This window comes from uncultured Shewanella sp., assembly GCF_947497935.1.
GTDB lineage: Bacteria > Pseudomonadota > Gammaproteobacteria > Enterobacterales > Shewanellaceae > Shewanella.
In genome coordinates this window covers 1-26,836 of sequence record NZ_CANMIO010000028.1, presented here as the reverse complement: position 1 = coordinate 26,836, position 26,836 = coordinate 1, and the positions used below count along the sequence as shown (strand labels likewise).

The following is a 26,836-nucleotide window of genomic DNA, read 5'->3' as shown; positions in this document are numbered from 1 at the left end:
CTTCTTTCCATCCATGGCGTAGGTGTTGAAAGTGGCATAAATACTTCCATGTATAGATACCACTTCATACCATCCATGGCGAAGCTGGCATAAATACTTCCATGTATAGATAACAATGCTAAAATGGCGCCCTTTTTTATGCCTAGCGTTTACTAACGATAGGCACCATTTACTTAGGAGTTATCGAGTGAAACATCATGACGTCATCATTATTGGAGCCGGAGCGGCGGGCCTTATGTGCGCAGCCTCTGCAGGTTACCGTGGCCGTGATGTATTAGTGCTCGATAACGCTAAGCAAGCGGGGCGTAAAATTCTGATCAGTGGCGGCGGCCGTTGTAACTTCAGCAATCAGAAAGTTGAGCCTGCTAACTTTATCTGCGGTAATAGCCATTTTGTAAAATCGGCTTTAGCGCGTTATCGTTCAAGCGACTTCATTGAGTTGGTTGAGCGTCATGGTATCGAGTATCACGAGCGCGACCATGGTCAGTTATTTTGTAATGACTCAGCCAAAGAGATCGTTACCATGCTGCTTACTGAGTGTGAGTGGGCAGGCGTGCAGATAAAACTACGCACTGAGATAAGCAATATCAGCAAAAATGCAGATGGCTTATTTGAGCTTGTTACCGACAAAGAACACTATTCTTGTGAGTCATTAGTTATCGCCACGGGTGGCTTGTCTATGCCAAAGCTTGGCGCATCGCCTTATGGTTATCATATTGCTGAGCAGTTTGGCTTAAAGGTGCTCTCAACTCACGCAGGCCTGGTACCATTCACTTGGCATAGCGATCAAAAACAGCGCTTTGAGCCGCTATCAGGCATTGCGGTTCCAAGCACGATTACAGCGAAAGATGGCACTCAGTTTAGCGAGGCACTGCTATTTACTCACCGTGGTCTATCTGGGCCAGCAATTTTACAAATTTCAAATTATTGGAATCCGGGCGAGGCAATTAGCATTAACTTGTTGCCGGGTGAAGATGTGCGTGCAAAGCTACAACATGCACTTGAAGCTAGCCCTAAGCAAAGTCTGCGTAATGCCTTGTCGCAATGGTTACCTAAACGTTTAGTCGAAGTGCTTTTTGAAGAGTCATTATTGAATAAAGCGCTTAACCAGCTAGTGCATGCAGAGTTAGAACAATTAGCAGTCAATCTTGAATCGTGGACATTGGTAATGAACGGCACCGAAGGTTATCGCACTGCCGAAGTCACTCTCGGTGGTGTCGATACCAATGAGTTGTCATCTAAAACTATGGAAGCTAAATCTGTACCTGGCTTATTCTTCATTGGCGAGGTAATGGATGTAAGTGGTTGGCTTGGAGGCTTTAATTTTCAATGGGCTTGGTCATCTGGTGTGGCCGCAGGACAAGCTGCTTAGGTTATTTTGTCAAATTAAAGCGAAGACAATCTTAAATTTAAAAATGAAATAAATTGTCTTCACTGAATTAATAATCGCCTTATTCTTATTTGTCAGCTAAGCAATCTTCTTGATCGCGCTAGTTTTGGGAGCATTTAGCTGACTTCAAGCTGGCGAAGGGCGAGCCTTTTACAAACCCGATAGATCGGCAAAGATTAAGTAATCCGTAATCAGGCCGTTTTGCACTGTTAAAAACGTTGAGAATACTGCAGAGTATTCGCTCCCATCCAAGCGAACATAATTTACAGTGCCATAGCAGCTTGCCTTAATCGTACCTGAGCTATCACAGAGCTGATAAACAACGTCTTCTATACTGTGCCTCATCGACTCTATACTGGAGAAAAACTGTTTATTCCCCTGCAAAATTTCAGATTTGTCTGTGACAACGGGGTTATTACCAAGACGGAAACGGACTTGATTGGCCAAATTGTTATCTAGATAATCGAGGTCTTTGTTATCCACGGCCTGATACAGTTTCTGTACCAAAACATTGATTTCTTGAGTGTTCATCTTGCTTTCCCTATAGCTAAAAATACAAACCTTAGTTTTTCTTCTGCAATTCGCCGGACTCGCCACCATACATATTTTTCTCGGCAGGCTTATCGCTAGAATATTGTAAAAACTCAAACTGAAAGCCTGCGGGGTCGTTGTAGTACACGGTTTGTCGAAACGGATGTAAGCGTCCTTTTATATCAAGGCTAAATCCTTTAGCCGATAGCCTATCTATTACAGCTTGTAGATCATCGACGACAAAGCCTATGTGGGCGACACCGGGTTCAATACCTTTTACATCTCTTATCTCCCCAACAGCGCCATCGTTTAGAGTGAGGTAGTAGTCATCATCACCAACGTGTAGCCAATGCCGGCTCGATGGGTGTTCTGCGCTTCCCCAGCTCATCTCTCCTTCACCACGTATACGCCACTCTGGAAAGGCCGTTAGCAAAAATGCCAATGTAGGTGGGATATCTTTTACGACTAAATTTACATGCTCTAAGCGCACCATAAACACCTCTTTGTTACTGTTGATAGCGGTATCAAATTTGATGGTATTACTTTAAATTAACGAATTTGATAAACAATATGCTAACAAGTAGACTCAGAGTTGAGTTTTTCTCAACCATGAGCAGAGTTAATAAATGGACTCTTTTAATGCGATCCCGATTTTTGTTGCTGTAGCTGATAGTGCTGGTTTTTCGAGGGCGGCTCGTGTGTTGGGTATTTCAAAGTCAGCAGTAAGCAAACGCATCACTCAATTAGAGCAGCAGCTTGGGTCACGTTTGTTTTATCGCTCTACCCGCAAGCTTAGTCTGACTGAAGCCGGAGAACGCTACTATCAATATGCGTCGCAAGCCAATCGTGCGGCAAAGCAGGCTGAAGATGCGGTGAGTGAACTACAAGGCGAACCTAAAGGCTTGTTAAAAATTCAAGTTCCGATGACGATAGGGCAAATGCATTTGGCATCTTTTATCCCTGAGTTTATTGATCGTTACCCAGAGATTAAGATTGATCTTGTGATGGACGATAGAGAAATAAATCTGATCGAGCAGGGCTTTGATCTGGCTATTCGCGCCGATGATTTAGCCGATTCAAACTTAATCGCACGACTTTTAGTCCCCTTACATAGTGTTGTTTGCGTATCCCCCTCGTTTTATCAAAAACATCGAGAGCGCCTTAACTCCCCCTCCCAATTGGCCGATCTAAACTGCATACTTTATAGCTATTCTAATAATGCCGATGTATGGCTGTTTAACGATTCAAATGGTGGTGAACATAAGGTCAAAGTCGCAGGAAACTATCGAGTTAATAATAGCGCTGCACTTAGAGATGCTGTTATTGCAGGTATGGGAGCGGGGCGACTCCCCACATTTGTTGCCGGAGCTGCAATTCAAAAGGGTGAGCTAGTTGCTTTATTTCAAGACTATACAATGCCGAGTAAAAAGCTGAATGCTATCTATCCTGAGCGCCACTATTTGCCAGCAAAAGTAAGAGTGTTTTTGGATTATATTATTGGAAAGCTTGGAGATGGGTCTGCATATTGGGACGAATTTTAGGGATTAAGCCCCTTATCACACCTTATATAATTATGTTCGATATGAATTTTTTCTGCGCTGCACAATAATCTTTGTTGCATACCGGCTTCTTCGTAAGAGTTAGGCGAATACAGAGACAAAGGTCTGTATCGATGGGATTTTAATGTCTTATCTATTCTTGCGGCTCTTTAGTTTTGACTTCAAATTTATTGTTTTTATCTCGGTATGACTATTTGGCTATATAACTTGGTCGTACTCTCTTTAGCTCTTAAGTTAATCCGCTGTATTAAACTTGTAAAAGAAGGTTGCAAAAGTCAATATGTACTAGAGCGTCGATAGTTTATCGAAATGCTGTAGTAACTGAAGTTAAAAGGATATTTTCAGATGCCGACTCTAAGTGCCAAGGTGATTTATTATGTGAAATTGGATGCAGTTTTTTGGGCTGTAACCATTGATGGGCAGTGGGTGATGATCTTGCCTCATCAGATGCAGGCTGGTATCCCCACTTACACATTAAATCCCGAACAGCTAGAGATGGCAGATAATGGTGAATTCTATAGTGTTATAAATGGCACCAGAGTTAGCGTTCCTCAGAATGTTAGTAAGATTATCGGTAGCGAAGGTGACAAAACTGACTCTGATTCGGATCCCCTGTTAAATAATCAGACTAGTTCTAATCTTCAAAGTGACTCAAATAGCGAGCAGCAAGGTTTAAACTTCTTTTATCAGTTGGTTCAATCAGACAACGACAGTGTCATTGCTGAATCAGGCTTTAACACCCAAGCTGACAGTTTAATTAAGGAGACTGATAGTCAGTTTGGCGCTAACCAACAAGACTCCTTCGCCCCCATCATTCTTACTGTTGAATTTGTTGATCTTGACGGTTACATCAACCGATTTGAAACCCCAAGTGTCACGCTATCTGGTCAAGCCCTTAAGGCTGCAGATGGACAGTTGTTAGAGCTAATCGTGACAGATAGCCTCGGGCAACAACAAAGCTTTGAGGTCATAGTTCAGCAGCAAGCGTGGCAAATTAATGACTTAGATTTTCAATCTTTTGCCGAAGGGCTGCTCACCGCCACCATTACCGCTTTAACTTACCCTGGTGATGCCACCGACGGATTCGATAGCAGTATTAAAGATACCTTGGCGCAGATCTCGATAGAAGTAAATAGTGGCGAAGACACAGTAATCAATGAGCAGGAAGTGCTAAGTGTCGATATGCAAGGCTCAGCTCAAAATATTGAAGAAGGCCAAGCACTCACGGTGACCGTGACAGATATTAATGGCCAGCAGCTTACCTTTAGCACGACTGTTGTGAATGGATTATGGCAGTTAGTAGATAAAGATCTCTCAAGCCTTGCAGATGGACCACTGGCCTTTACTGTCGATGCGCTAGATATTGCGGGCAACCCTGCTAGTGCGACAGAGCAAGCCTATAAAGATACGCTTGCGACCATCACGATAGAAGCGCTTGATGATAACGGCTTGCTCAATCAGGAGGAGGTGCTTGCGTCCACACTCATTGGTGAGGTTTTCAACGTTGAAGACGGTAGACCTGTAGAGATTTCGGTGACCGATAGTCAAGGGAACAGCTTGTCGTTTACCAGTGTTATTCGTAATGGCACTTGGATTGTCGATGATGTAGACCTGTCATCCCTTGCAGAAGGCGAGCTAACGCTCAAGGCGACGACCTCAGATCTTGAAGGCAATATTGCAACAGGCAGTAATACGATTATCAAGGATACACTCGCCTCGGTGACGATAGAGTTCGTCGATAATGATGATGTGATAAATGTTGAAGAGCTACAAGCCGTCCATGTACGCGGTAGCGTGAGTCATATTGAAGATGGTCAAACGGTTAATATTGTTTTTAGCGATGGATTAGGTAACGAACGTAGCTTCACCACAATTGTCGTAGCTGGTGGATGGGAGCTTGCCGATGCTGATTTGTCTGGTTTTGCCGATGGTCGTTTGACTGCGACAGTTTCACTAATAGATTTTGCGGGTAACTTCGCCACTGCAAGCGATACGATTGCCGTAGATATCTTGGCTTCAATTACCATTGAAGTTGAAACGGGTAGCGACAGCGTCATTAATGCCAGCGAGATGCTAGTACTGGATATGTCGGGCGGCGTCACCGAGATTGAAGATAATCAGCGAGTCACTATTACTGTGACGGATATAGATGGTAAGGCTTTAACCTTTACCACGACGGTTATCGGTGGACGTTGGCAAATTGATGATGCGGATATTTCGAGTCTAACAGATGGCAGTTTAGACTTTACCGCGAGTGCTAGCGATGTTGCAGGTAATATCGTTGAGGCCAATGTCGCCGTCGATAAAGATAGCTTAGCGAGCATTAACGTCGAAATAGTCGATGATAATGGCTTAATCAACGCGGCTGAGTCGACAAGTGCGACGCTCGCGGGCACGGTTAGCAATATTGAAGACGGCCAACCTGTGGTAGTTACTGTGGTTGATATCAATGGCAAAACCTTAACCTTTAACACCGTTGTTGCTAATGGCGCTTGGCAAGTTTCGAGCGTTGATTTATCGGTTTTTGCCGATGGTGAACTGACTCTACGGGCGGAAAGTGTCGATGTTGCGGGTAACAGTGCAATCGGTAGCAACAATGCCATGCTCGATACTCAAATTAGTATCGATATCGATACCGGTCCAGATGGCTTTGATACGGCGTTGTTCATCTATGGCGCTGAGAATTCACTGAGCGGAATAACCACAGGTGTTGAGGCTGGACAAACAGTCGAGCTGACCCTGAGCGATGGGGCTAACATCTTAACCTTTACCACTCTTGTTGAAGCGGATGGTAGCTGGTCCTTCACGGGATTAGATGTTGTAGGGCTGAATCGTCGAGACTCATGGGCACTCGATGTCAAAGTTGACGACCTATCGGGTAATAGTGCGACCGATGCGATGCCTACGCTATTTGTACCAGCGATTGCTTCGCTATATGAGGCTGTACTCAATATCAGCTCGAGTACCAGTGTCACTATTCCTATCGAGATCCCTGATGCAACTTTAAGCATAACAGCGGAGCAGAGCAGACTATTAACTCTCACCTCTGAGGGGCAGGCATTAAGCATCAATGTTGCTGCAGATGGCCAGTCTTTCACGCTTATCCGCCTCGGCGATAATGAGGTTGTGATGACTGCTAGCTTGTCGGCAACCGACTTGAATGTGTCTTTGTTCCAGCCGATGGATGAGCTGAATAACAGTAACGTATTGAGCTACATTCGCTTAAGTGGCCTGCAAACCGACAGTGATGGCACTCGCGAAGAAATTATTACCTACGCGGTACTCAATATTCTTGATGCCCGCCCCTTTGCTTTCGACAATCATGAATTTGTTATTGAGGATACCGCTGCAGTCGGCTCTTTACTCGGTAACGATTACACAGTCGAAGGGCCGTTAACACTGACCTCTGTTCACTATGATGGCGTCGATTATCCTGTGTCAGTTGCGATGCCAGCTATTATTGCTACGGCTCAAGGAACTATTACTATTCAATCCAATGGTAGTTGGAGTTTGGTCGTCGCCGAAAATCTTGATAACACACAAGCACAAGTTGCAGAGATGACCTATACGGTGTTGGATTCCGATGGCAGCGTGGCAACGGCAAATGCGACTTTTACCGTAGGTGATGGCGCATCGGGTGAAATGAGTGATGTGATAGGTGCGAGCCAAGAGGGCGATATCGATGCCAGCCCACTGGTGACCTTTAAAACCTTCAGTATTGCCGCTGGCTCAGATACCTTAGTGGCAGACACAATCCGTTTTACTGCACTCACTCCCTTTCATCTGCAAAATCAAAATCTAACCAGTAGTGGTATTGCGCTGAAGTTTGTTCTTTCGAATAACGGTAAAACGTTAACGGCTTTCACCGATGAAGCGTCGCCGATTACCGTGTTCACTATCGTGCTAACAGCAACCAATGTTGGGGATGATCTGAGTGTCGATGCCATTTTTACCCAGTCGGCGCCGTTGGATCATATTGGCACCAATTTGCTCGAAATTATTACCGATGTCACTGCGATGGATCTCGATGGCACCGATATACGGCAGGGGACGTTAACCTGGAATGTGAGTGATGGAGATTCACCTGAGCTTGCTAATATCACCCAGCTCTCCTTCGATGAAGGGGGACTGGTGAGTGACTCCATTACCCAAAGCGGTACATTCGATGTGCTGGTGGGTAGCGATACTGTGTCGGCGGTGTCATTTGCAACAGCTGCTTTGCAGCCAAAGCTGACAGCGGGTGGCGTCGATATTCAATATAGCTTAAGTGTTGACGGGCTGACCTTAACCGCCCACCTAGGTAATGTCAGCGATCCTATATATATCATTGAGTTGAGTGAAGGTTGGAGTCCTAGTGCCGATAGTTTAAATCAAAATTACGACTTCACTTTATACAAGGCTTTTGATCAGACGCTTAGCGAAGATATCGACTTTGGCTTGCTCATCTCTGACTTTGATGGCGATGTGTCGAGTGCGGCTTTGACGGTAACGGTACTGGATGCCGATGCCGCAACAATTAACGACATTAGCCTCAACGTCAGTGAGAACCCATCAATTACGGCCTACGATGATTCTGCTACGGGTAATTTCAATGTTACTGCCAGCAAAGACCCGATAGTTGATGTGTCATTTAGTGTGGTCGATGGCGCCGAGGTGAAAAACGCCGCTGGTACTACGTTAACTCAAAATGGCTCTAAGCTATTTTGGCTTGTGAAAGACGATGGGGCTTCGGTGGATGCAGTGACAGCCGAGGGCAAGCTTGTGTTTACTATGCGCTTGCCAGCCGATGTGGCTATCGATCCCGGACAGTTGGCAACGATAGCGTTAGATTTTAACTTACTGGGGTCGATTGACCATCTAGGTAGCGCCGATCTATTTGATACGCTCAAGGTGGCGGTCTACATCAGAGACAGTGATAACACCGTCTCCTCGGCAGAGGTCACCGTCGATATCTATGATGGCCAAAACGCCATACTGCCCGATCCGTTGCAACTCAATATCAACGAAGGGATCCTCACTAGCACGAATCCCATCTCAACTTCGCAGCTGTTATCGACATCGGCGGGCAGTGACAGCATTGCCGAAATAGCCCTGACTGATAGCTTTAGTTTTGGCACTTACTATAGCGGCACCGAGAAAGTCATACTCAATACCACAGCTAACGGTGACGGCTGGTATGTGGCCACGCGAGAGACGGGGGGGGAGCAGGTATTTCAGATCCGCTTTAATGCCAATGGAAAAGTGGAGTTTAAGCAGTTTAGACCCTTTGACCATGCTAATGCCGATGGTGAAAACAGCTTAGACCTATTGTTTGAAGTGAACGCTATTGATGTTGATAACGATAAATCTGCCGCACAAACCATTACCGTTATCGTAAAAGATGACATTCCAGAAGATACTGCAAAAACATTAGAGTTCTTTGAGGCGGTAAATGAGATCTATAGCGTGCAGATGTTTAACGCTGCCGAGCAGGGAGCTGATGGCGCTAAAGTTACAGGCATTACCTACAAAGGTGTGTCTTATGCGGTAGGGGCGACAATAGAGCTGTTTACTGATGCAAATCCCGTTGCGGTGAAATATGGTGAGCTGGTGGTCGATGAAAACGGTTTAGCGACTGTGACCACATTTGAGTTTGCTTACAATGAGCTGCAGTTTAGCGAAGACGTGTTGCTGCAAATCACCGATGCCGACGGTGATATTGCCACCGACACCTTAACCATTATTGCCAAAGACGCAGAAGGCTCGATCAACGTCTTTAATACCGATTTTATAGAAGATACCAATACCATTTTTGGCGTTGAAGCTAGGCCTGGAGATATCGACGAAAGCGAATTCGTTGTGAGCATGGTATTTGATGCTGCCGCTCTGCAGGGCGGTATATTAATGCTTAATGATATTGAGGTGCCTAAGAATGCAGATGGTAATTACATTCTCTCCCTTTTTAATGGTTTATTGACTGAAGATCCATTGACGCGAATCGCAAGACCTAATGGTGATCTGAGCTATCAACCGATTGATGACGGCTCTGATGCCACAGCGAGCACCGCTTTTGTCATCACGATAAATATTACCGGCAAGCCCCCGGTTACCACCACAGTACCGATCACCGTTGAATCAGTTGCAGATATTCCGCAGTGGGACGCAGATAGTGAGTTTACTTATGCGGTCAACGAGGACTCCGAAGGCTTCAATATTAAGCTCAGTGCGACCTCTAAAGATGAGACAGGCTCAGATCCTCAAGGCTCCGAAACGGTCACCTATGTCATCGATAATATTAGCGCGGGTCTAACCCTGACAGTGATAGGTGTAGTCATCACTAATGGAATGTCGATAAGTCAGGTTCAATTAGATAGCTTAATTGCGACTGTAGGAGAAAATCTCGCCGGGGAATTTACCTTTAACATTCAAGCAGAATCCACCGAAAGTGACAATAAAGATACCGCTCTTAGCACTCTTGAAACGGTGACCATAGATGTAAAACCTATCGCGGATAAACCCACGTTAACCACCCAAAATATCCGCAGTGATGAAGATGCACCTATCTTGCTTAAGGCGGTGATAGCAGGAGCATTAACCGATAATTCCGGCTCTGAAATTTTAAGTTATGAACTAACTTTGCCCGATGGTTGGTCTATCGATGCTCCTTCGGCGACGGTGAGTGGAAATGTGTGGACGGTACTGGCTACTGAAGTTGACTCTGGCGTGGCTAAGCTGCTCCCAGCTGCCGATGCAAGCTCGGCCAATCTTGGAGAGTTTGCAATTGCTGTTAGGAGTTTTGCTACAGAGACTTCGCAAGATGGACAGGATCCCGCCGATGGCATCATTCATCCTAACCCGAATTACAGCGATGTGAAACATGTGACGGTTACCCTAACGGGTGTGGCTAACGACAAGCCTATTATCAATGGTGATAGCAATGTTTGGACCATAGATAACGACACCGGCGTAATATCAAATACGGTTGATTTTAAAGAAGATCAACTTATCCCATTAGACTTCACTATCGTGACCTCAGACGATGATGGCTCTGAGTCATTAGATCTGCGAATTTCAGGTTTACCCGATGGCGTTATATTAGTAGATGGTAGCGGCAGCCCTGTTAACTTGCCCGTTGTCGATTTCATCAATAATCAACCGGTATATGGTGTTTCAGCAACACTGTTAGCCAGCTTAAGCCTAAAACCTATTGAGGACTTTAGCGGCCAAGTCAGCTTTACCATCTTCGCCCAAAGCACCGAACTAGACGGTGATTCTGCTGATTATGAGTTAACCGTAAATATTGAAATTTCTCCGGTTATTGATGCCAATGCGGCTTCTTTAGCAACGACGAGCTACGGTTTTGAGGATCAAGCTATTCCTTTGGATTTCACACCCAATCTCAATGCCGATATTGATGGTAGTGAAACAATTACCGGGCTTATTATTCCATTTCAGGGAGCCGGCGGGTTTATTTTGACCTTAGATGGTTCTCAGGTTGTGGTTCCCGTTGCGGGATTAGATGTCAGCACTTTAGTTGATAGCACTAGCCCGACCTTAGAAGCCTTGCTGAACTCTGGGCGACTTGCAGTCGTGCCGCCTGAAGATGCCGATGGCAGCTTCTCTTTTGATGTGAGCTACCAAGTCACAGATACATCAGCAACAGGGACTCAGGTGAGTGAATATGTATCAACCCAGCTTACCGTGGTGGTCGATGCAGTTGTGGATATTAGCACTCATCTTGTGAGTGAACAGCCAACACTAGTGAGCAGCGATGGCTCGGCAATTGATTTGACTGGGCAAGTGCTCTTTTTTGATGGTGATATTGATGGTTCGGAAGTACTGGATTATCTGGTCATTATTGTGCCCAGTGGGGACGGTTGGTATGTATCACACCCCAATGGTGCCATAGATGATGGTGATGGCCGCTGGATTATTCCGGTTGCTGGCATGACTAGCGATACGGTACAAGAGTATGCACTGGATCTACTTGCTGGCGCGACGATTATTAGCGAGTTTGCCACGGGGTTAGAACAGATAACGGTTGAGACGAGAGTATTAGACCGTGATGATCCTGCGATTATTAAGACCAACTTCTTTGTGCGTTTTGGCCAAGATGCGCCAGATAGTCAAGCGACCGCCGTTGGCACATTGCAGCTAACTCCAGTCGATGCCATCGAAGATACTACTATCGATTTTTCTGGTCACCTCAACCAAGTACTTAGCCCCGATAGCAATGACCTAATCAGCTTTAGGGTTTTAGCTTCAGATTTACCGCAAGGTGGATACTTTAGCGGTAGTGACGTCAAAGCCGTGTACGATGCAACCGGGGAAAACGTCATTGAGTATGTGTTTACCAGTGCTTCACTTGGTAGCCTTAAGCTACATAATATCAGCGAAGACTATGCTGGTGAGCTGAACATTCCTATCCGTATTATTGCCACCGATAGTATCAGTGGTGACACTAAAATTGATGACACTCAAAGCCTCGAAATTGAAATCACTCCTGTAGCCGATGGAGTCAGCTTAAATATCTCAAATCGCATCATGCTAGAGGACTCTCCAATTCCACTGGGGATAAGCTTAGTATTTGACGACCCAGACTCAACACCGACAACAGGTGGTTCTGAGCAGATTCTGTTTGGTGATAACACAAATCCTATCACCATAACTTTACTCGATGGTGGCAGCATTAGTGATAGTACTGGTCTTTGGTCATTAAAGGCTGGCACGACCGATACCTGGGAGTTTACTGGCAACACTATGGCTCTGCTGAATCTATCTTTAGGGCTGCTAGAGTTTGTGCCGACAGAGCACCTTAGTGGTGATTTTAGGCTGAGGTTTTCTGCGACTAGCTTAGATACCGCCAGCATTAACGGCGGTGATGTAACCGATCAGGCGCCATTTGAAAATACCTTTACCATAGAGGTAACGCCGGTAACCGATGCCGCCGAATTACCGGCTAATACGCAAATAGTTTTGGGGCAAGAAGATAACCTGATTGATTTATCCGGTTTAGATTCTGCGAGCTTAGGTTTAATTGATCAGGATGGTTCCGAGGCGATTTACCTGACGGTTCATGGGGTGCCAAGTGGCGCCGTGCTGTATTACCAGGATGGTGCAAACTTGGTGCAGTTACCTAACGAAGGTACTGATGGCGGCAGCTTTAATGGCTCACCAACCTACTCCTGGTCGGTGACTGCCGCGCAACTTGCTGGGCTGGTATTGCAGCCACCATTAGATTTTAGTGGTGATATTCCACTGTCTATTCAAGCGATCACTCAAGAACTAGGGACCACAGACTTTGTCACTAGCACAGCCAATATTTTAGTTGGCGTTTCGCCTGTTGCCGATGGTATTGATGTGATCGCCGCTCCTGAAAGCCTGTACACCAGCATCGAGGATGAGGTCATTACGATTGATCTGAATGCCAAGATCAGTGAGTTTGATGGCACTGAGGCGATTTCAATCAAGGTTGTTGTTACCTCGGCTGACGCTTCAGCTCTGGTGGATCTAGAAGGCGTGAAGGTGGGAAGCCAGTTTGTGTCATTTAGCTATGACGCTGGCAGTGATAGTTATTACGCAATACTCGAAGCCGTGAGCCCGCTGACTCAAATAGATCTCTATCCCGGAGAGCTGGCCTTTGGCACTTTAGATGTGCAGCTGGAGCTAACCTCTATCGATAGCGCAACCGTTTTGGGGAGCTTTCAAACCGATTTAAGTGCTGCAGAAATACTTAATTTTGAAGTGGAGATCACTCCAGAGGTCGATGCGCCAGTGTGGACTCAGGTTGGGGATGTGCTGGCGACAGATATTAATAATGTGGCACTAGACCTAGGCTTATCCCTGCAAAATCCAGCGACTAATGAGACGGGAATATTAACGATATACGGTGTGCCTGAGACCATGACCTTGTCAGCGGGTAATAAAAGTGGCGATAAATGGTTGGTGGATATTGATGACGTCGCTACCTTAACGGTTATAGGTGCTCAAGATGGAGATATATTAAATCTGATCCTAGACCCAACTGCAGTATTAGGTACGGATACTGCCAATGGCATAGTGGAAACGATTACCGTTACTGTCGATGTCCCGCCAGCCGCTTTTTCTAGCTTTTTGGCTGGACCGAGCAGTTTTGCGATGCCGCAGCGAGAAGACTCGGGTATTGAACCCGAGTCTATGCAGCCTGTCGAGGAGGGTAACAAAGACGAATTTGAGGTGAGCGAGCTTTCTGAAGCGATCAAACAGAGTGTACGGCAAGTCGATGAGCTGCAGTATCTTAAGGGCAGCCTTAACCAAGATCTGGAGTATGCCGCGCTTCCCGACGATGCATTATCGCGCTTAGAAGATGAAATGGCACTCTTGAGTCAGCAACCATGATAATACTCGAACAAGACGTTACCGCTAATGTGATTGAGTCGCTCTGTCAACGACTCGGCCTAGCGTATAGCGAGCAAGTGTTGTTTCGGCAGATGGTTAGCCAAAAGGGGTTATCTGGCAATGATCTGCTTCAGGCTTGCGATAATCTGGGGATTGAAGCGATAGAGCAGAAGCTCTCTCTCGCTAAAATGGCTCTGCCAGCGATTGTTGTCTCTAAGCAAAATCAACCCGGTCTGTTAACCAAAGATGCCAGCGGTGAATTACAACTCAGAGATGCCAAGGGGGTTGAGTCACCGATAACCGTCGCTGACTTTAAGGCACAATTTTATCAAGATAGCTGGCATGTTAAACGTAAGATGGTCACCGATGCCCGCAGTGAAGAGCATCACTTTGAGGTTAAGCGTCATTGGTTGTTAGCCGCGTTCGATGAGGTCAAACCCTTTTACGGCAGCTTCTTGCTCGGCTCATTAGCGATCAATATTCTCGCGTTGGTTACGCCATTATTTACCATGAACGTGTACGATCGCGTTGTGCCTAATCAGGCTATCGATACCTTGTGGGTGCTAGCGACCGGAGCCTGTATCGCTATTGTATTCGATTGGCTATTAAAGCAAGCGCGTACTCGTCTAGCAGATGTGGCGGGCAAGCAGGTCGATATCAAGATGTCGAATATCCTGTTTTCTAAAGTCCTAGGTATGCGGCTTGAAAACCGCCCTGCCTCCGCCGGAGCCTTTGCTAAGCAGCTGCAAGAGTTCGATAGTATCCGCGATTTTATCACCTCGGCCACCTTAGTTACCGCCGTTGATCTACCCTTTACCCTACTGTTTTTAGCTCTGATTGCCTGGCTAGGCGGTTATATGGTGTTGGTGCCATTAGCCTGCATGTTGCTGCTGTTAATCGTCAGCTTTGTGATGCAAAAAAAGCTGATGGCGACCATAGAACATACCTCGCAACTGTCGACTCAGCGCCAAGCTCACCTGATAGAAACCCTCAACTTGCTGGTTGAAACTAAACAGAATAACGGTGAAGCCAAGGCACAACGTATATGGGATGACACGGTCAATAGCTTGGCCGATTGGCAGAATGAGTCTCGAATAGCCTCTAACACCCTCAATCATAGCGTAATGAACAGTCAGCAGTTGGTCACTATTGGCTTGATTATCTCTGGTGTGTATCAAATTCACGCTGGCAACTTGAGTATGGGGGGCTTGATCGCCATCGTTATGCTCAGTGGTCGTGCGGCTAATGCGATTAACCAGATCTCTATGTTACTGCTTAAGTTTAAGCAGACTCAGTCGGCTATCACGGCGGTCAATTCCATCTTGGAATTGCCCCAAGAGCAGGTTAAAGCCAGTCAACCTAGCACAGCGGTTGGTTTTAATGGTGCGGTGGCATTGCGTCATGCCAGTTTTACTTACCCTGATCAGCCTCTGCCTGCATTTACCGAGGTAAATTTAGAGATTAAACCCGGAGAGAAAATAGGCTTACTTGGCCCCGCGGGGGCTGGAAAGTCGAGCCTACTGGCGATTATTGCTGGCCAGTACCAGCTCAGCAGTGGGCAGCTGTTTTATAACCGTCTAGAAACACGTCAATGGTCGATTAGCGATATTCGTGAACAGGTGGGGTGGATGTCGCAGCAGCCGGTGCTGGTATACGGTACCGTGCTAGATAATCTGTTATTTGGCCTAAAGAAAGTTGATGAAAACTTACTGGCAAATACGATTGTCAGCTCGGGGATTGATAAGCTAATGGATCGACTGGGAAGTGGTCTAGATAGCCAAGTGGGCGAGTTCGGTCGTCAGCTTTCTGGTGGCCAACGTCAAGCGATAGCATTAGGCCGGGTGTTACTGCGTCAGCCTAAGTTACTGCTACTGGATGAACCAACCAGCGCGATGGATGAGCGCTCCGAGAATCAAATTATCGCCTGCCTGTCGCAGGTCAGTGATAGCACAATGATTATCGCCTCCCACAATCCTAAGTTACTGAGTCTGTGTGACCGAATTTTAGTGGTGGATAAGGGACGGATCATTCAAGAGCAAACACCTGATGAGATGCGTCAGCGGGGCAAGAGTCGTATCAAAGCGGTGAATGTACGCCAGAAAGGAGAGCAGAAATGAGCGGCCGTCTCCATATAAAGCATCTCGAAGGCGCTAAGCGAGCTAACCAATTGATTTTGCTGGTGGCCGCCTTGATTGTGGTGACATTAGTTTGGGCCTCCTTTGCTAAGCTCGAAGAAGTCGTGGTAGGCGAAGGCATGGTGGTTCCGACATTAGCTGTGCAGCAGATTGAAAGCCTAGATGGCGGCATTTTAAAGCAGGTATTAGTTAAGGAGGGGCAGTCTGTCACGGCAGGAGAGCCGCTATTACTGCTCGATGAGCTGCGCTTTGCATCAGCCTTCGATGAGGCCAATATTCAGGCGGCAGCGCTTAAGCGGCAAAAGGCACGTTTAGATGCAGAGATCACCAGCGTGGTTGTTGCTGATAATGCGAATTACTGGCGCGATAAGGTGTTAATTAATCCTGAGGTGATTAGCGCACTCGATGTGGCGGTGAGTACGCGCTCGAAAGCGATTTTTCGTTCTCGATTATCACAGTTGTCATCGCAGCTAGAGCAATCGGCGCAAGTGATCGAGCAAAAAGTGCAGGCGATAGAAGAAGCGCAGATCACCACTCAGGCGCAGCTTAGCGGTTTGGAGTTGGTCAAGCAGGAAATCGTGATGACCCGAGCCGCCGTGCGAGAGGGAGCGGTAGCAGAGCTAGAGCTATTAAAGCTTGAGCGAGATGAGATCCGTTTGAAAGGTGAATTGTCCGCATCGAAGGCAAACGGTCGTCAGCTACGTGCGGCACAGAATCAAGCCGAAGCTGAGTACCTAACTGTGGCTTTAGACTTCTTGAGTCGCGCGGAAGCCGAGCGTAACGAGGTCATTAACGAACTCAATGCTCTTACCGAGAGCATCAAGACGCTTGCCGATCGCCTGGCTAGAACTCAAATTGTTTCGCCAATCAACGGCAATGTCACCAATATTTTAGTGCGTTCAATCGGTGCAGTAGTCGAGCCCGGAGAGTCGATTATGGGCATAGTACCTCAAGACGGCGCCTTGATCATTGAAACTCGAATCGCCCCCAAAGACATCGCCTTTGTACACACGGGGCTGCAGGCTACCGTCAAGTTTACCGCTTATGACTTTGTGATATATGGCGGACTAAAAGGTGAGGTGATCTATGTGAGCCCGGATGCTCAACAGTTAGATGACGGCACCACCTATTTTGAAGCTCATGTAAAAACAGAAGAAAACGTACTCAATGGCTGGCCGATTATTTCGGGTATGCAAGCTAGTACTGACATATTAACCGGTGAAAAAACCGTTTTAAATTATTGGCTAAAGCCTCTATTACGCGCTAAAGCGAATGCACTTCGCGAACCATAAGGTAAGGATACGATGCGACGACTGATACTTATACCCATATTGGCATTATCAGCCCCTGCGCAGGCTCTCACGCTTGAAGAGTCTGTGGCTGAAGCGATTAACCACCACCCTACAATTTTGCAGAAATATGCCAGTTTCGAGGCCGCGGTGAGATATAAACGCGCGGCGGTGGGAGACTATCTGCCACAGGTGAAACTATACGGTGGTGTAGGCTATGAAAACGTTCGCTATAACAGTGGTCAGCGTATCGATACAGAATTGGATCGTACCGAAATAGGTGTGCGTGTATCACAGCTTCTTTTCGATGGTTTTCGTACAACCTCAGAGATTGATCGGCTAGATTTCGAGAAAGAGGCCGAGCGTCTAGGGCTGCTTTCAGATGCTGAGAACCTGAGTTTAGAAGTCAGCCGTGTCTATCTTGAATTGTCGATGGCCAATAAAATTGTTGAGTTGTCTGAGCGTAATATTACAGAGCACCAAGAAGTGCTTAAAAATATTGAGTCACGTAGAGATAAAGGTTTGAGTAGCGATTCAGATGTTGCGCAGGTGCGAGCACGTTTGGCAACGAGCCAGTCAGGTTATCTGTCGGCGCGTAACAATCAGATGGATAAGCAGGCCCGTTACTACGACCTTGTGGGGCAGCTTCCAAAAGACCTTCATGACCCTCAGCCTGATTTTGAATTTGTACCAACAAGCTTGCCTGATGCTATTCGTCTTGCCCTAGAAAACCACCCTGAAATCGATGCTGCAATTCTCGATACTCAGGCGGCTAACGCCCAATATGAGCGCGAAAAAAGTGACTTTTGGCCGACTTTATCCCTAGAGCTACAAGCCAATAAAAATGACAATATTGGCGGCATCGAAGGCCCAGATGAAGATGCCAGAGCCATGTTAATGCTCAGCTATGATCTCTTCAGTGGCGGCTCGACGACTGACCGCACCGAGGCCGCCTCATGGCGTTATCAGCAATCTTTAGCTATTCGTAAAAACACCCAGAAGCAGGTTGAAGAAGGCACGCGTTTGGCATGGAATGCCTATGAGTTTATTGGTCAGCAACGGGGCTTTTACCGCGAAAATGTTGATCAAGCGGTTAAAGCTGAGCAGGGTTACGTTAAACAATTTGAGCTGGGTCGCCGCTCACTGCTCGATGTACTCGATGCTAAGGTCGAGGTGTTCTTAGCCCGTAAGCACTATATAACTTCGCACTATAACTACAATATTGCCGCTTATCGTCTTATTAACGCAACCGGCTATTTAATGGAGTCTTTCCGTGTCGATACCCCAGAAGCTTGGACGGAGGAGAAGTAATATGCGCACCTTACTGACTCAACTAATAGTCATTAGCTTACTGCTACTGCAAGGCTGTGCCGAAACTGCTGCGCCATTTGCAGTGGAGCCACAGACAAGAGATCTGCTCGACAGTGATATCGATGGTGTGATCAATGCTCGCGATAAATGTGCCGGCACGGCAAAAGGGTCGGTCATCAATAATGACGGTTGTCCAAGTAGCACTGTAACTGTGAAAGAAGACTTTCGAGTGATCATGTTTGGTTTCAATAAAGACACTCTAGCAGCGGAACAAGCCGATAAATGGCGAGGCATTATTGCGACTCTAGCTCAAAAACAGTCGCCGTTATTGTACCTCGTGGGGGATACCAGCATCGAAGGCAGTGAAGACTATAATCACGCGTTAGCTAAGCGCCGAGTGGATTACATCACCCAGCTTGCCGTTGAGCAGGGCTTTCCCGCCACTGCGATTAAAGAGGAAGTTTACTTTAAACAAAACCATATTCCTCAATCTGTATCGGGCCGTGAACATCGCCTCGTAGCCGTTGCCACCTGGGAAGAATCAGGCACAGCCATGATGTGGAATATCTATACCTCAGAGCGCGCAAAGCAAAACTAAACCGGCTTAACAGTAGATACAAAAAAAGAGCACTTAGGTGCTCTTTTTTTGTATCTGCAGTTGGAAAAAACGGATTTAATAATAGCGAGTAACGGACTTGATTCGTCATAAATTAAGCGTATCTTGGTCAAGTAAACAGCGGTTTTGCTACGAGTTCTTAAGGATGGTAACTGTGCGCATTCTGATACTGATATTTTGCTTTCTCACTTTGATGGCATGCGATAGCGGCTCAAAATCTATGGCTTTAGGCAGCCTTGAGCGTCAGCGTATTGCATTGACAGCGACCACCAATGAGGTTGTGGTTTCTTTGCCTGTGGCGCAAGGGAGCGTGGTGACTAAGGGCACTGTGCTGGTGCAACTCGATGATACGCAGCAAAGAGCACATGTGGCCAAGGCCTTGGCCGATGTCGCTCAGGCGACGGCGAATTATGAGAAGTTACTAAAAGGCGCCCGTGAAGAAGAGATTGCCGCTGCTAGAGCTAAAGTTTCAGGTGCGAAAGCCACTTTGCAAGAAAGTGAAGCCAATTACCGCCGTATTGCCAGCATGGCTAAAGACAACCTCGCCAGTCAATCCGATCTAGACCGAGCCTTGGCTAATCGAGATTCTGGTGTTGCCAGCCTGGAAAGTGCGCAAGAGCAATTACGAGAGCTGGTGGCTGGATCGCGAGAAGAGGATATACGTTTTGCGCTGGCAAACCTTGATGCTACAGAGGCTGTGTTGCTTGGGGAGCAGAACAAGCTAGATGACTTAACTATTCGGGCCACTCGAGATGGTATTCTCGATAACTTACCTTGGAATCTGGGGGAGCGCGTCACCCAAGGCAGCCCACTGGCCGTGGTGTTAGCGGGCAAGGCGCCTTTTGCAAGGGTCTATGTGCCTGAGCCATATCGTGTAAAGGTCAGTGTTGGCGATGTACTGCTCGTTCATGTCGATGGCATCGACAATCCCATTAAAGGCAAGGTGCGTTGGATCTCCAATGAGCCTGCTTTCACGCCTTATTATGCGCTTAACCAAGAAGAGCGTGCTCGGCTGATGTATTTAGCCGAGGTGCAACTGCCCGACAGTTCTGCATCACTGCCCAGTGGTGTGCCTGCTCAGGTGGAGATGCCATGAGTCAGCAGGTTATCAAAAACATCCCGTCGGTCATCCAGAGTAATCATCCGGTCATCAAAACTAAAGGCTTATGTCGTCATTTTGGTAGCTTAAAGGCAATCGACAACCTCGACTTTGAGGTTGAAAAAGGCCAAATATACGGCTTTCTTGGCCCTAATGGCTGCGGTAAAACGACCGCTATTCGCATGCTTACCGGTCTACTATTACCAACCTCCGGTGAGATTGAGATCCTAGGGCTTAAACTGCCACGGGATGCTGAAAAGCTCCGCCTTAAAATCGGCTATATGACACAAAAGTTCTCTTTGTATGATGACTTAACCGTGAAAGAGAACCTTAAATTTATCGCTAAAATTTACGGCTTATCTCGCAAAGAGCAAACTGCGCGGATCAAAGAGTTATTGGATACCTATGGCTTAGACCAAAAGGCCGATCAGCTTGCCGGTAGCATGAGTGGCGGCCAAAAACAGCGTCTAGGTTTAGCGGCGGCGACTATGCATAAACCTGAACTACTGTTTTTAGATGAGCCGACTTCGGCAGTCGATCCGGAGAATCGCCGTGATTTTTGGGAGAAGCTATTCGATCTGTGTGAACAGGGCACTACCATCTTAGTTTCGACCCATTATATGGACGAAGCTGAGCGCTGCCATAAGCTGGCAATATTGGAAGCTGGAGTGAAGCGCGCCGATGGCTCGCCCGATGAGCTGATGCAAAACATGGGCGCGCAGGTGGTAGAAGTTGAATCCACAAATTTAAGGCGGCTCAAGCAAGAACTGATGGCACTCCCCGAGGTGATCAGCGCCGCTCAGCTTGGCTCTAGATTAAGGGTTTTAGTCAAAAGCAGTTGTCACGACCCCATAGGTTTTCTGAGCCAGAATCAATCATTGGCACGCGATGCGCTCACCATAGTACGACCCAGCTTAGAAGATGTGTTTGTCACCTGCACAGGGAAGGGACGCCAATGAAGACGCTTTATCGATTACAGGCGATAGTGGTGAAGGAGCTGACCCAGCTTAAGCGCGACCGAATGACCTTTGGTATGGTGATTATGATCCCGCTGATTCAATTGATGCTGTTTGGTTTTGCCATTAATACCAATATTCGAGACATTCCAGTTGGCGTGGTCGATCAGAGCCAAACCGCTTTAAGTCGTGTGTTGATCCAAACCGTAAGAGCGACCCAAGTGGTGGAGTTTACCGAGCATTTTTTTGATGTCGAAACGGCTCAGGCCGCAATTGCCCGCGGTGAAGTGCGCGCGGTATTGGTGATCCCCCACGATGTTAGCCAGCGTCTAGTTCGACATAAAACCGTGGGTTTAGGCACACCGCCGTCTAGCGATGAGGAAACGAGTCGCCCTGTGGCGCAGTGGATTGTGGATGGCTCAGATACTATGGTGGCCGCGGCAATCAAAGGCTTGCGCGCCATGCCGCTAACAGAGCTATTGGGCTTACCTGCAAACCGCATGACACCCACTTTCGAGGTCGCGCTATTTTATAACCCTGAGCAGCGCACCGCGGTAAATATTGTGCCCGGGCTGGTGGGCGTGATCCTCACCATGACCATGATCATGTTTACCTCGGCAGCCATAGTGCGTGAGCGTGAGCGCGGTAACCTAGAGATGCTGATCACCACCCCAATCCGTTCTATAGAGTTGATGCTAGGCAAAATCATCCCCTATATGTTTATTGGTATCGTGCAGGTGATTATTATTCTTGGGTTGGGCTATAGCGTTTTTAACGTGCCGATTAATGGCAGTTTGCTGCAGTTAGCTGGGGCGACCTTATTGTTTATTATGGCGAGTCTTACTTTGGGCTTAGTGATCTCGACCATAGCTAAAAGTCAGCTGCAATCGATGCAGATGACCATTTTTGTGCTGCTACCATCGATTCTGTTATCTGGGTTTATGTTCCCCTATGAGGGCATGCCGATAGAGGCGCAATATATTGCCGAAGCCTTGCCCGCGACCCATTTTATGCGCTTGATCCGCGGTGTAGTGCTGCGTGATGTTGAAATCATCGATATGACTTATGATGTTACCTGGTTGGCGATATTTACGGTGATCGGGCTTGTGGTGGCATCCATGCGATTTAAAAAGAACCTTGGTTAACACAAACTTTATTTACAAATGAGTGAATTAATATTTAACTTTTGTGCTTAATGGCGGGTGATTTATGCAGACTTGTGAATGGCGGGTTATTTTTAGGCTGTGTTTGATGTTATTTGAAAACCGGAATTTTAAGATCTTAACCGTATATCATATTGTATTTTAAAGGCGTTAATATTCGTTTTTAAATTGAACAGAAATGCCATCCTAGTTATAAAAAATTAAGCCGCGTCATTGGTAGCGGAACAGGTTCGCTAATGAGCCGCGGCCGAATATTTGAATCGTTAGCCATCTAGTTGTAGCCCAGAATGTAACTGGGAGTCTCTTCTTCACGCTCCTCTGCTTGGGCATGTTCCTCCTTGATATCGGATTCGTCATCGGTCACTTTACATAGAGCGAAGTCACTGCGGTTAAAATTGCTTTGGTTATAGGTATTAAAAAAGTACTTTTCCATATAATTATCCATTAATTAGCTAGCCTGTTTAATTATGTATAGTTTAAAAAAACAACTTTGATCGCCTAATAAGAAAATTTATTTACTATTAATATTATTTTTAGAACTCTGGGTTAAAATTTAAATGAACGTTTTAATTTTTGGATAAAAATGAGATTTCTAACCGTTTTATTTTTTGCGGTATTACTCAGTGCCTGTTCCAGTGCACCTTCTCTGCCCGTTACCACGGGTAAGGCTAGCTCGCTGTCGAATACAGCAGAGGCAAAAAGCCAATTAATACAAGTGCATCATGAATGGAAGGGGGTACCCTATCGTTTAGGTGGTATGAGTAAAGGTGGTATCGATTGTTCGGGTTTTGTATTGATGACCTTTAAAAGCCGCTTTGGCGTGCAACTGCCAAGAACCACGGCGCAGCAAAAAGAGATGGGTAAGAGCGTCAGCAAGAGTCAGCTACGCGCCGGTGATCTGGTGTTTTTCAAAACCGGCTGGAGTACCCGTCATGTGGGTATTTACATCTCAGACTCGCAATTCTTGCATGCCTCAACTAGCCAGGGCGTGATGATCTCTAGCCTGAATAATAGCTATTGGAAGCAAAAATACTGGTTATCGAGAAGGTTGTAATGCAATTGGTGTAATTGCCACAAGATGCGAGCATGAGCTTGCATCCTGAGGCAATATGTTAGGCGCTAAGAGCTGGACACTAATAGCTAGGGGCAGTTAGAAGCGGCGACCAACAGATAGCAGCACTTGATCCCAATTTAAGAAACCGTACTCGATAAACACGTTCCACTCATCTTTAGGGCCAAAATCGTACACCATGCTGACCGACATATTGTGGCTTTCTGAGCTCACTAAATGCACGTCATAGTCGATATTTAGTGCGCCGAGTGCGGTTTTGAACTCATAATTACCACCGATTTTTTGATTGATCATTTGGTAGTTATAACCGACTAAGAAAGCCAGTTTATCACCGCCAACATCATATCTTTGCCCCATACGGATAGAGCCGATATAGGTTTGAATCGTACTGTCGGTAGTGGTGGTCCACGAGTTGGTAAATGCGGCTACACCGGTAAAAATAAACGGATGCATGCCTGGAATCACTTCGGCTTGCCCCGCAAGCACCGCACCTAACCCCACGTTGTACGCTGTGTACTCGATAGGAATCGGCAGCACCATGTTGAGGCCATTGCTAGTGACGCTGCCGTTAATCATAACTTCGGCATTACTCAGATCGGCGAGAATATCTTTATGCCCCTTGGTGTAACCAGCAAGACCATAGATATTAAGAAACGGTAACACCCAAGCATCGGCTCTAAGCTGAATACTTTCATCTTCACCAGTAATGATCACGTCATCGGCGGGGATCACCACATTGGCATTCAGCTTGTTAAACAAACCGCTACCCGTTAGGCCAAGATTGAAGTTGTCCTTAGCATCGTAAGCAACAGATTGTTTGTTGTAATAAAGATTAAGGCCAACCGGAATGGGTAGCTGGTAACCTAACTCGCGTGCTTTATCGCCCCAAATTGGCAAATGGCTCCAATGAGCTGGCTGTTTACGCTCAATATCAGTGGTGTCGCTACTATTGTCAGCCCATGCATTTAGGCTGATAGCTGCAAGTAGCATCACAATCACAAGGTGTTTGTTCATTTATGTTTTTCTCAGAATATTAATTAAAAGGCTTCGGTAAAAGTCAGGTAAAACCCGCTGTCGCCATCGCTAAACCCAAGGTCAACGCGCACGTTCATTCTTGGTTGTAATTCATAGCGGTAACCGACGCCGTAGCTATATAAAAGCTTTTGGTAAAGGTGAGTGTCGGTGCCGGCAATAGAGCCAACACCCGCCCACAAGGTCATACCGTGAGCCGACAATTCGCCGTTATGGCGTAAAAAGGTATGGCGATACTCAATCGTGTGCTCAATCGCTTCACTGTCGCGGTAACGACCTTGATAGAGACCGCGTAGTGATGCTTGGCCGCCTAGAGTAGGCAAGTCATAGTAAGGTACATCGCCGTCACTCCATTGGTAGGCGTTGTAAAAGGCTAATACCTTGCCTAATCCCAGCGGTAAGTAATATCTATGGTCGATAAGTGCTTTTTGGTAGCGATTATCGCTGCCGAAACTTGGGTTGTAGCTGATGTACTCCAGGTTAAGGAATTGACCTTGCCACGCGTTAACTGCGACATCGCGACTGTCGTAGCTGATCGAAAAGCCTAAACCAATAGATAAGGGCTGATCTTTGTATTGCTGGAAGTTTTCATCATCAATAGCACTTTGTGGCAAGCTAGCTTGATCAGGTTCAAAGTAGTTTAGTCGCAGTGCAGGGCCAAAATAGAAACCATAGTCACTCTTAAAATCTAAGTTTGCATGGTAGCTAAGCGAGGTTTTGTTCAGTAGTGTGTCGTCAGATGCCGCCTGCTTTTTACCTGCGTCATAACCCACCCCCCAGAAGTTTTCACTTTGGTCGGCTAATACAAATAGGCCGTTGTAACGAATCTCATCGTTATCAAAAAACAGGTTCTGTTTCGAGCGGATGCTATAACCCACATCGCCGTCACCTTTATTCACTATGCCAAACAAAGACACACTTGAACGTTGCAGGTCTGCTTGCTCGCGCTCTGTTTTAAAGGAATACAGGCCGCCAAGCGCCATCATCATACCGTTTTCTGGAGTGAACGCTGGGCCACCTAATATATCGAACATGGCTAGGCCGTTTTTGTCGATATGGTTGCGTTTGGCGTACTCAAGATCTGTGATAGCTTTGCTTAGCTCATCACAAGCTTTTTCGGTACTACAATCGTCTTCTTTGATGTCGAGATAATCGATAGCATTATCGTAGGCTTGGCTGCGTTCTTCGGCCTGCTGTTGGCTACTGAAGAATGGCTGTTCGCTGCTCTTTGTTGGCAAAGTTTGCTGAATTTGCTCGGCATAGATAAGGTGAGAAAAAAGCATAGTTGCTAACGCTAAACTAACGCGCAATAAGCCTGGAGTGCTGTTCAAAGATTGTCCCTCGACATGGTATGAATTCGGCTGAATTTGAGTAGGCGCAAGAGTACGGTAGAATTTGCCGAAAACAAGTGTTGCCACAGGCTGTAATATCAAAAAAATTGCGAGCTATATCTCGTTTGCGGCAAATGTATTCGATAGTGTCTGTATTTTGAGCGCAGGGGGCGTGTGGGCTAGTGCATAACCAATAAATCATCGGCGCGTAGTTTTTATATGTCACGCCAGATTTATCGGGTCTAATTCGTTAACTTTGTGCTACTTTAACGCCACGCTATAGAGACGCTAACGTTCACGATAAACTTGTAAACAAGCAGTTTATCCATGATCAGATTGAGGAACAGACAATGAGCAAAGCTAGAATCGGTATTGTGACAGTAAGTGATAGAGCCAGTGCAGGTGTATATGAAGATCTCTCAGGCAAGGCAATTATCGATGTACTGAATGAATACCTGACTTCTGAGTGGGAGCCTATCTATGAGGTGATCCCTGATGAGCAGGATGTGATTTCTGCAACCTTGATTAAGATGGCCGATGAGCAAAATTGTAGCCTTATCGTGACTACTGGCGGCACGGGCCCTGCTAAGCGTGATGTGACGCCTGAAGCGACTGAAGCGGTATGTGACCGCATGATGCCTGGTTTTGGTGAGCTGATGCGCGCCGAATCATTGAAGTTTGTGCCAACGGCAATTCTATCGCGTCAAACTGCGGGCCTACGTGGTGACTCACTCATCGTTAACCTACCAGGTAAGCCAAAGTCTATTCGTGAGTGTTTAGATGCCGTGTTCCCTGCTATTCCATACTGCATCGACCTGATGGACGGCCCATTCCTAGAATGCGATGAGTCAGTTATCAAGCCGTTCAGACCTAAGGCCAAGTAAGTCGTCTGGATTAAGTAGAGCGTGTTTTGGCACGCTTTTACTAACAGACGCGCTCTTTCTATTTTTCAGAGATAGCCCCAGCTATTCCCTACTGTACCTACTTCATGAATAG

The 26,836-nt window shown here is 46.5% G+C and carries 17 protein-coding genes; 12 read left to right on the top strand and 5 right to left on the bottom strand.

The annotated features are described in order from the left end of the window. Window positions 1-187: 187 nt before the first annotated feature. On the top strand, window positions 188-1,372 hold the full coding sequence (locus Q1A86_RS19735) for an NAD(P)/FAD-dependent oxidoreductase (RefSeq protein ID WP_299810703.1): 1,185 nt from the start codon (window positions 188-190) through the stop codon (window positions 1,370-1,372). A gap of 168 nt (window positions 1,373-1,540) precedes the next feature. Here the strand turns inward: Q1A86_RS19735 and Q1A86_RS19730 are convergent, their stop codons facing one another. Next, complete coding sequence (locus tag Q1A86_RS19730) at window positions 1,541-1,921, bottom strand: nuclear transport factor 2 family protein (protein ID WP_299810700.1); 381 nt, start codon at window positions 1,919-1,921, stop codon at window positions 1,541-1,543. Between the two features lie 31 nt (window positions 1,922-1,952). Beyond that, the gene (locus tag Q1A86_RS19725; RefSeq protein WP_367277941.1) at window positions 1,953-2,414 is read right to left on the bottom strand and encodes a VOC family protein; all 462 of its coding nucleotides are present in this window, start codon (window positions 2,412-2,414) and stop codon (window positions 1,953-1,955) included. 133 nt (window positions 2,415-2,547) lie between these two features. Between Q1A86_RS19725 and Q1A86_RS19720 the strand changes: the two genes are divergently transcribed. The 9 genes from Q1A86_RS19720 (at window position 2,548) to Q1A86_RS19680 (ending at window position 22,387) form a co-directional block, all read left to right on the top strand. Continuing rightward, on the top strand, window positions 2,548-3,462 hold the full coding sequence (locus Q1A86_RS19720; RefSeq protein WP_299810697.1) for a LysR family transcriptional regulator: 915 nt from the start codon (window positions 2,548-2,550) through the stop codon (window positions 3,460-3,462). Between the two features lie 363 nt (window positions 3,463-3,825). Further along, a complete protein-coding gene (locus Q1A86_RS19715; RefSeq protein WP_299810694.1) occupies window positions 3,826-13,836 on the top strand; it encodes an adhesin in 10,011 nt (3,336 codons plus the stop codon). After that, window positions 13,833-15,953, top strand: coding sequence for a type I secretion system permease/ATPase (locus Q1A86_RS19710; protein ID WP_299810692.1), 2,121 nt, complete (start codon window positions 13,833-13,835; stop codon window positions 15,951-15,953). The genes Q1A86_RS19715 and Q1A86_RS19710 overlap by 4 nt, the downstream gene beginning before the upstream one ends. After that, entirely contained in the window at window positions 15,950-17,263 is a 1,314-nt protein-coding gene (locus Q1A86_RS19705) for an HlyD family type I secretion periplasmic adaptor subunit (RefSeq protein WP_299810690.1), read from the top strand. The genes Q1A86_RS19710 and Q1A86_RS19705 overlap by 4 nt, the downstream gene beginning before the upstream one ends. Window positions 17,264-17,275: 12 nt before the next feature. Then, window positions 17,276-18,571: a TolC family outer membrane protein gene (locus Q1A86_RS19700; RefSeq protein WP_299810687.1), complete on the top strand. Its 1,296-nt coding sequence runs from the start codon at window positions 17,276-17,278 to the stop codon at window positions 18,569-18,571. 1 nt (window position 18,572) lies between these two features. After that, a complete protein-coding gene (locus Q1A86_RS19695; RefSeq protein WP_299810684.1) occupies window positions 18,573-19,169 on the top strand; it encodes a hypothetical protein in 597 nt (198 codons plus the stop codon). Window positions 19,170-19,332: 163 nt separating this feature from the next. Continuing rightward, complete coding sequence (locus tag Q1A86_RS19690; protein ID WP_299810681.1) at window positions 19,333-20,283, top strand: HlyD family efflux transporter periplasmic adaptor subunit; 951 nt, start codon at window positions 19,333-19,335, stop codon at window positions 20,281-20,283. Beyond that, window positions 20,280-21,245, top strand: coding sequence for an ABC transporter ATP-binding protein (locus Q1A86_RS19685; protein WP_299810678.1), 966 nt, complete (start codon window positions 20,280-20,282; stop codon window positions 21,243-21,245). The genes Q1A86_RS19690 and Q1A86_RS19685 overlap by 4 nt, the downstream gene beginning before the upstream one ends. Next, on the top strand, window positions 21,242-22,387 hold the full coding sequence (locus Q1A86_RS19680; protein WP_299810675.1) for an ABC transporter permease: 1,146 nt from the start codon (window positions 21,242-21,244) through the stop codon (window positions 22,385-22,387). Before Q1A86_RS19685 ends, Q1A86_RS19680 begins: the two co-directional genes overlap by 4 nt. A gap of 289 nt (window positions 22,388-22,676) precedes the next feature. Here the strand turns inward: Q1A86_RS19680 and Q1A86_RS19675 are convergent, their stop codons facing one another. Continuing rightward, window positions 22,677-22,838 (bottom strand): hypothetical protein, encoded by a 162-nt coding sequence (locus Q1A86_RS19675; protein WP_220765604.1) that lies wholly within the window; start codon window positions 22,836-22,838, stop codon window positions 22,677-22,679. Between the two features lie 150 nt (window positions 22,839-22,988). Between Q1A86_RS19675 and Q1A86_RS19670 the strand changes: the two genes are divergently transcribed. Next, window positions 22,989-23,459: an NlpC/P60 family protein gene (locus tag Q1A86_RS19670; RefSeq protein WP_299810670.1), complete on the top strand. Its 471-nt coding sequence runs from the start codon at window positions 22,989-22,991 to the stop codon at window positions 23,457-23,459. 96 nt (window positions 23,460-23,555) lie between these two features. Here the strand turns inward: Q1A86_RS19670 and Q1A86_RS19665 are convergent, their stop codons facing one another. Next, window positions 23,556-24,491 carry a hypothetical protein gene (locus Q1A86_RS19665; RefSeq protein ID WP_299810667.1) on the bottom strand — a complete coding sequence of 312 codons (936 nt, stop codon included), beginning with the start codon at window positions 24,489-24,491 and terminating at the stop codon, window positions 23,556-23,558. Between the two features lie 23 nt (window positions 24,492-24,514). Beyond that, a complete protein-coding gene (locus tag Q1A86_RS19660; protein WP_367277940.1) occupies window positions 24,515-25,840 on the bottom strand; it encodes a BamA/TamA family outer membrane protein in 1,326 nt (441 codons plus the stop codon). 350 nt (window positions 25,841-26,190) lie between these two features. On the opposite strand from Q1A86_RS19660, the gene mog reads away from it, so the two are divergent. After that, the gene (mog, locus tag Q1A86_RS19655) at window positions 26,191-26,724 is read left to right on the top strand and encodes a molybdopterin adenylyltransferase (RefSeq protein ID WP_012275189.1); all 534 of its coding nucleotides are present in this window, start codon (window positions 26,191-26,193) and stop codon (window positions 26,722-26,724) included. Window positions 26,725-26,836: the final 112 nt, after the last annotated feature.

What these genes read in the sequence shown, in the direction of transcription:
- Q1A86_RS19730 (WP_299810700.1), bottom strand. Translation starts at nt 1,921, where the DNA reads ATGAACACTCAAGAAATCAATGTTTTGGTACAGAAACTGTATCAGGCC.
- Q1A86_RS19725 (WP_367277941.1), bottom strand. Translation starts at nt 2,414, where the DNA reads ATGGTGCGCTTAGAGCATGTAAATTTAGTCGTAAAAGATATCCCACCT.
- Q1A86_RS19720 (WP_299810697.1), top strand. Translation starts at nt 2,548, where the DNA reads ATGGACTCTTTTAATGCGATCCCGATTTTTGTTGCTGTAGCTGATAGT.
- Q1A86_RS19715 (WP_299810694.1), top strand. Translation starts at nt 3,826, where the DNA reads ATGCCGACTCTAAGTGCCAAGGTGATTTATTATGTGAAATTGGATGCA.
- Q1A86_RS19710 (WP_299810692.1), top strand. Translation starts at nt 13,833, where the DNA reads ATGATAATACTCGAACAAGACGTTACCGCTAATGTGATTGAGTCGCTC.
- Q1A86_RS19705 (WP_299810690.1), top strand. Translation starts at nt 15,950, where the DNA reads ATGAGCGGCCGTCTCCATATAAAGCATCTCGAAGGCGCTAAGCGAGCT.
- Q1A86_RS19700 (WP_299810687.1), top strand. Translation starts at nt 17,276, where the DNA reads ATGCGACGACTGATACTTATACCCATATTGGCATTATCAGCCCCTGCG.
- Q1A86_RS19695 (WP_299810684.1), top strand. Translation starts at nt 18,573, where the DNA reads ATGCGCACCTTACTGACTCAACTAATAGTCATTAGCTTACTGCTACTG.
- Q1A86_RS19690 (WP_299810681.1), top strand. Translation starts at nt 19,333, where the DNA reads ATGGTAACTGTGCGCATTCTGATACTGATATTTTGCTTTCTCACTTTG.
- Q1A86_RS19685 (WP_299810678.1), top strand. Translation starts at nt 20,280, where the DNA reads ATGAGTCAGCAGGTTATCAAAAACATCCCGTCGGTCATCCAGAGTAAT.
- Q1A86_RS19680 (WP_299810675.1), top strand. Translation starts at nt 21,242, where the DNA reads ATGAAGACGCTTTATCGATTACAGGCGATAGTGGTGAAGGAGCTGACC.
- Q1A86_RS19675 (WP_220765604.1), bottom strand. Translation starts at nt 22,838, where the DNA reads ATGGAAAAGTACTTTTTTAATACCTATAACCAAAGCAATTTTAACCGC.
- Q1A86_RS19670 (WP_299810670.1), top strand. Translation starts at nt 22,989, where the DNA reads ATGAGATTTCTAACCGTTTTATTTTTTGCGGTATTACTCAGTGCCTGT.
- Q1A86_RS19665 (WP_299810667.1), bottom strand. Translation starts at nt 24,491, where the DNA reads ATGAACAAACACCTTGTGATTGTGATGCTACTTGCAGCTATCAGCCTA.
- mog (WP_012275189.1), top strand. Translation starts at nt 26,191, where the DNA reads ATGAGCAAAGCTAGAATCGGTATTGTGACAGTAAGTGATAGAGCCAGT.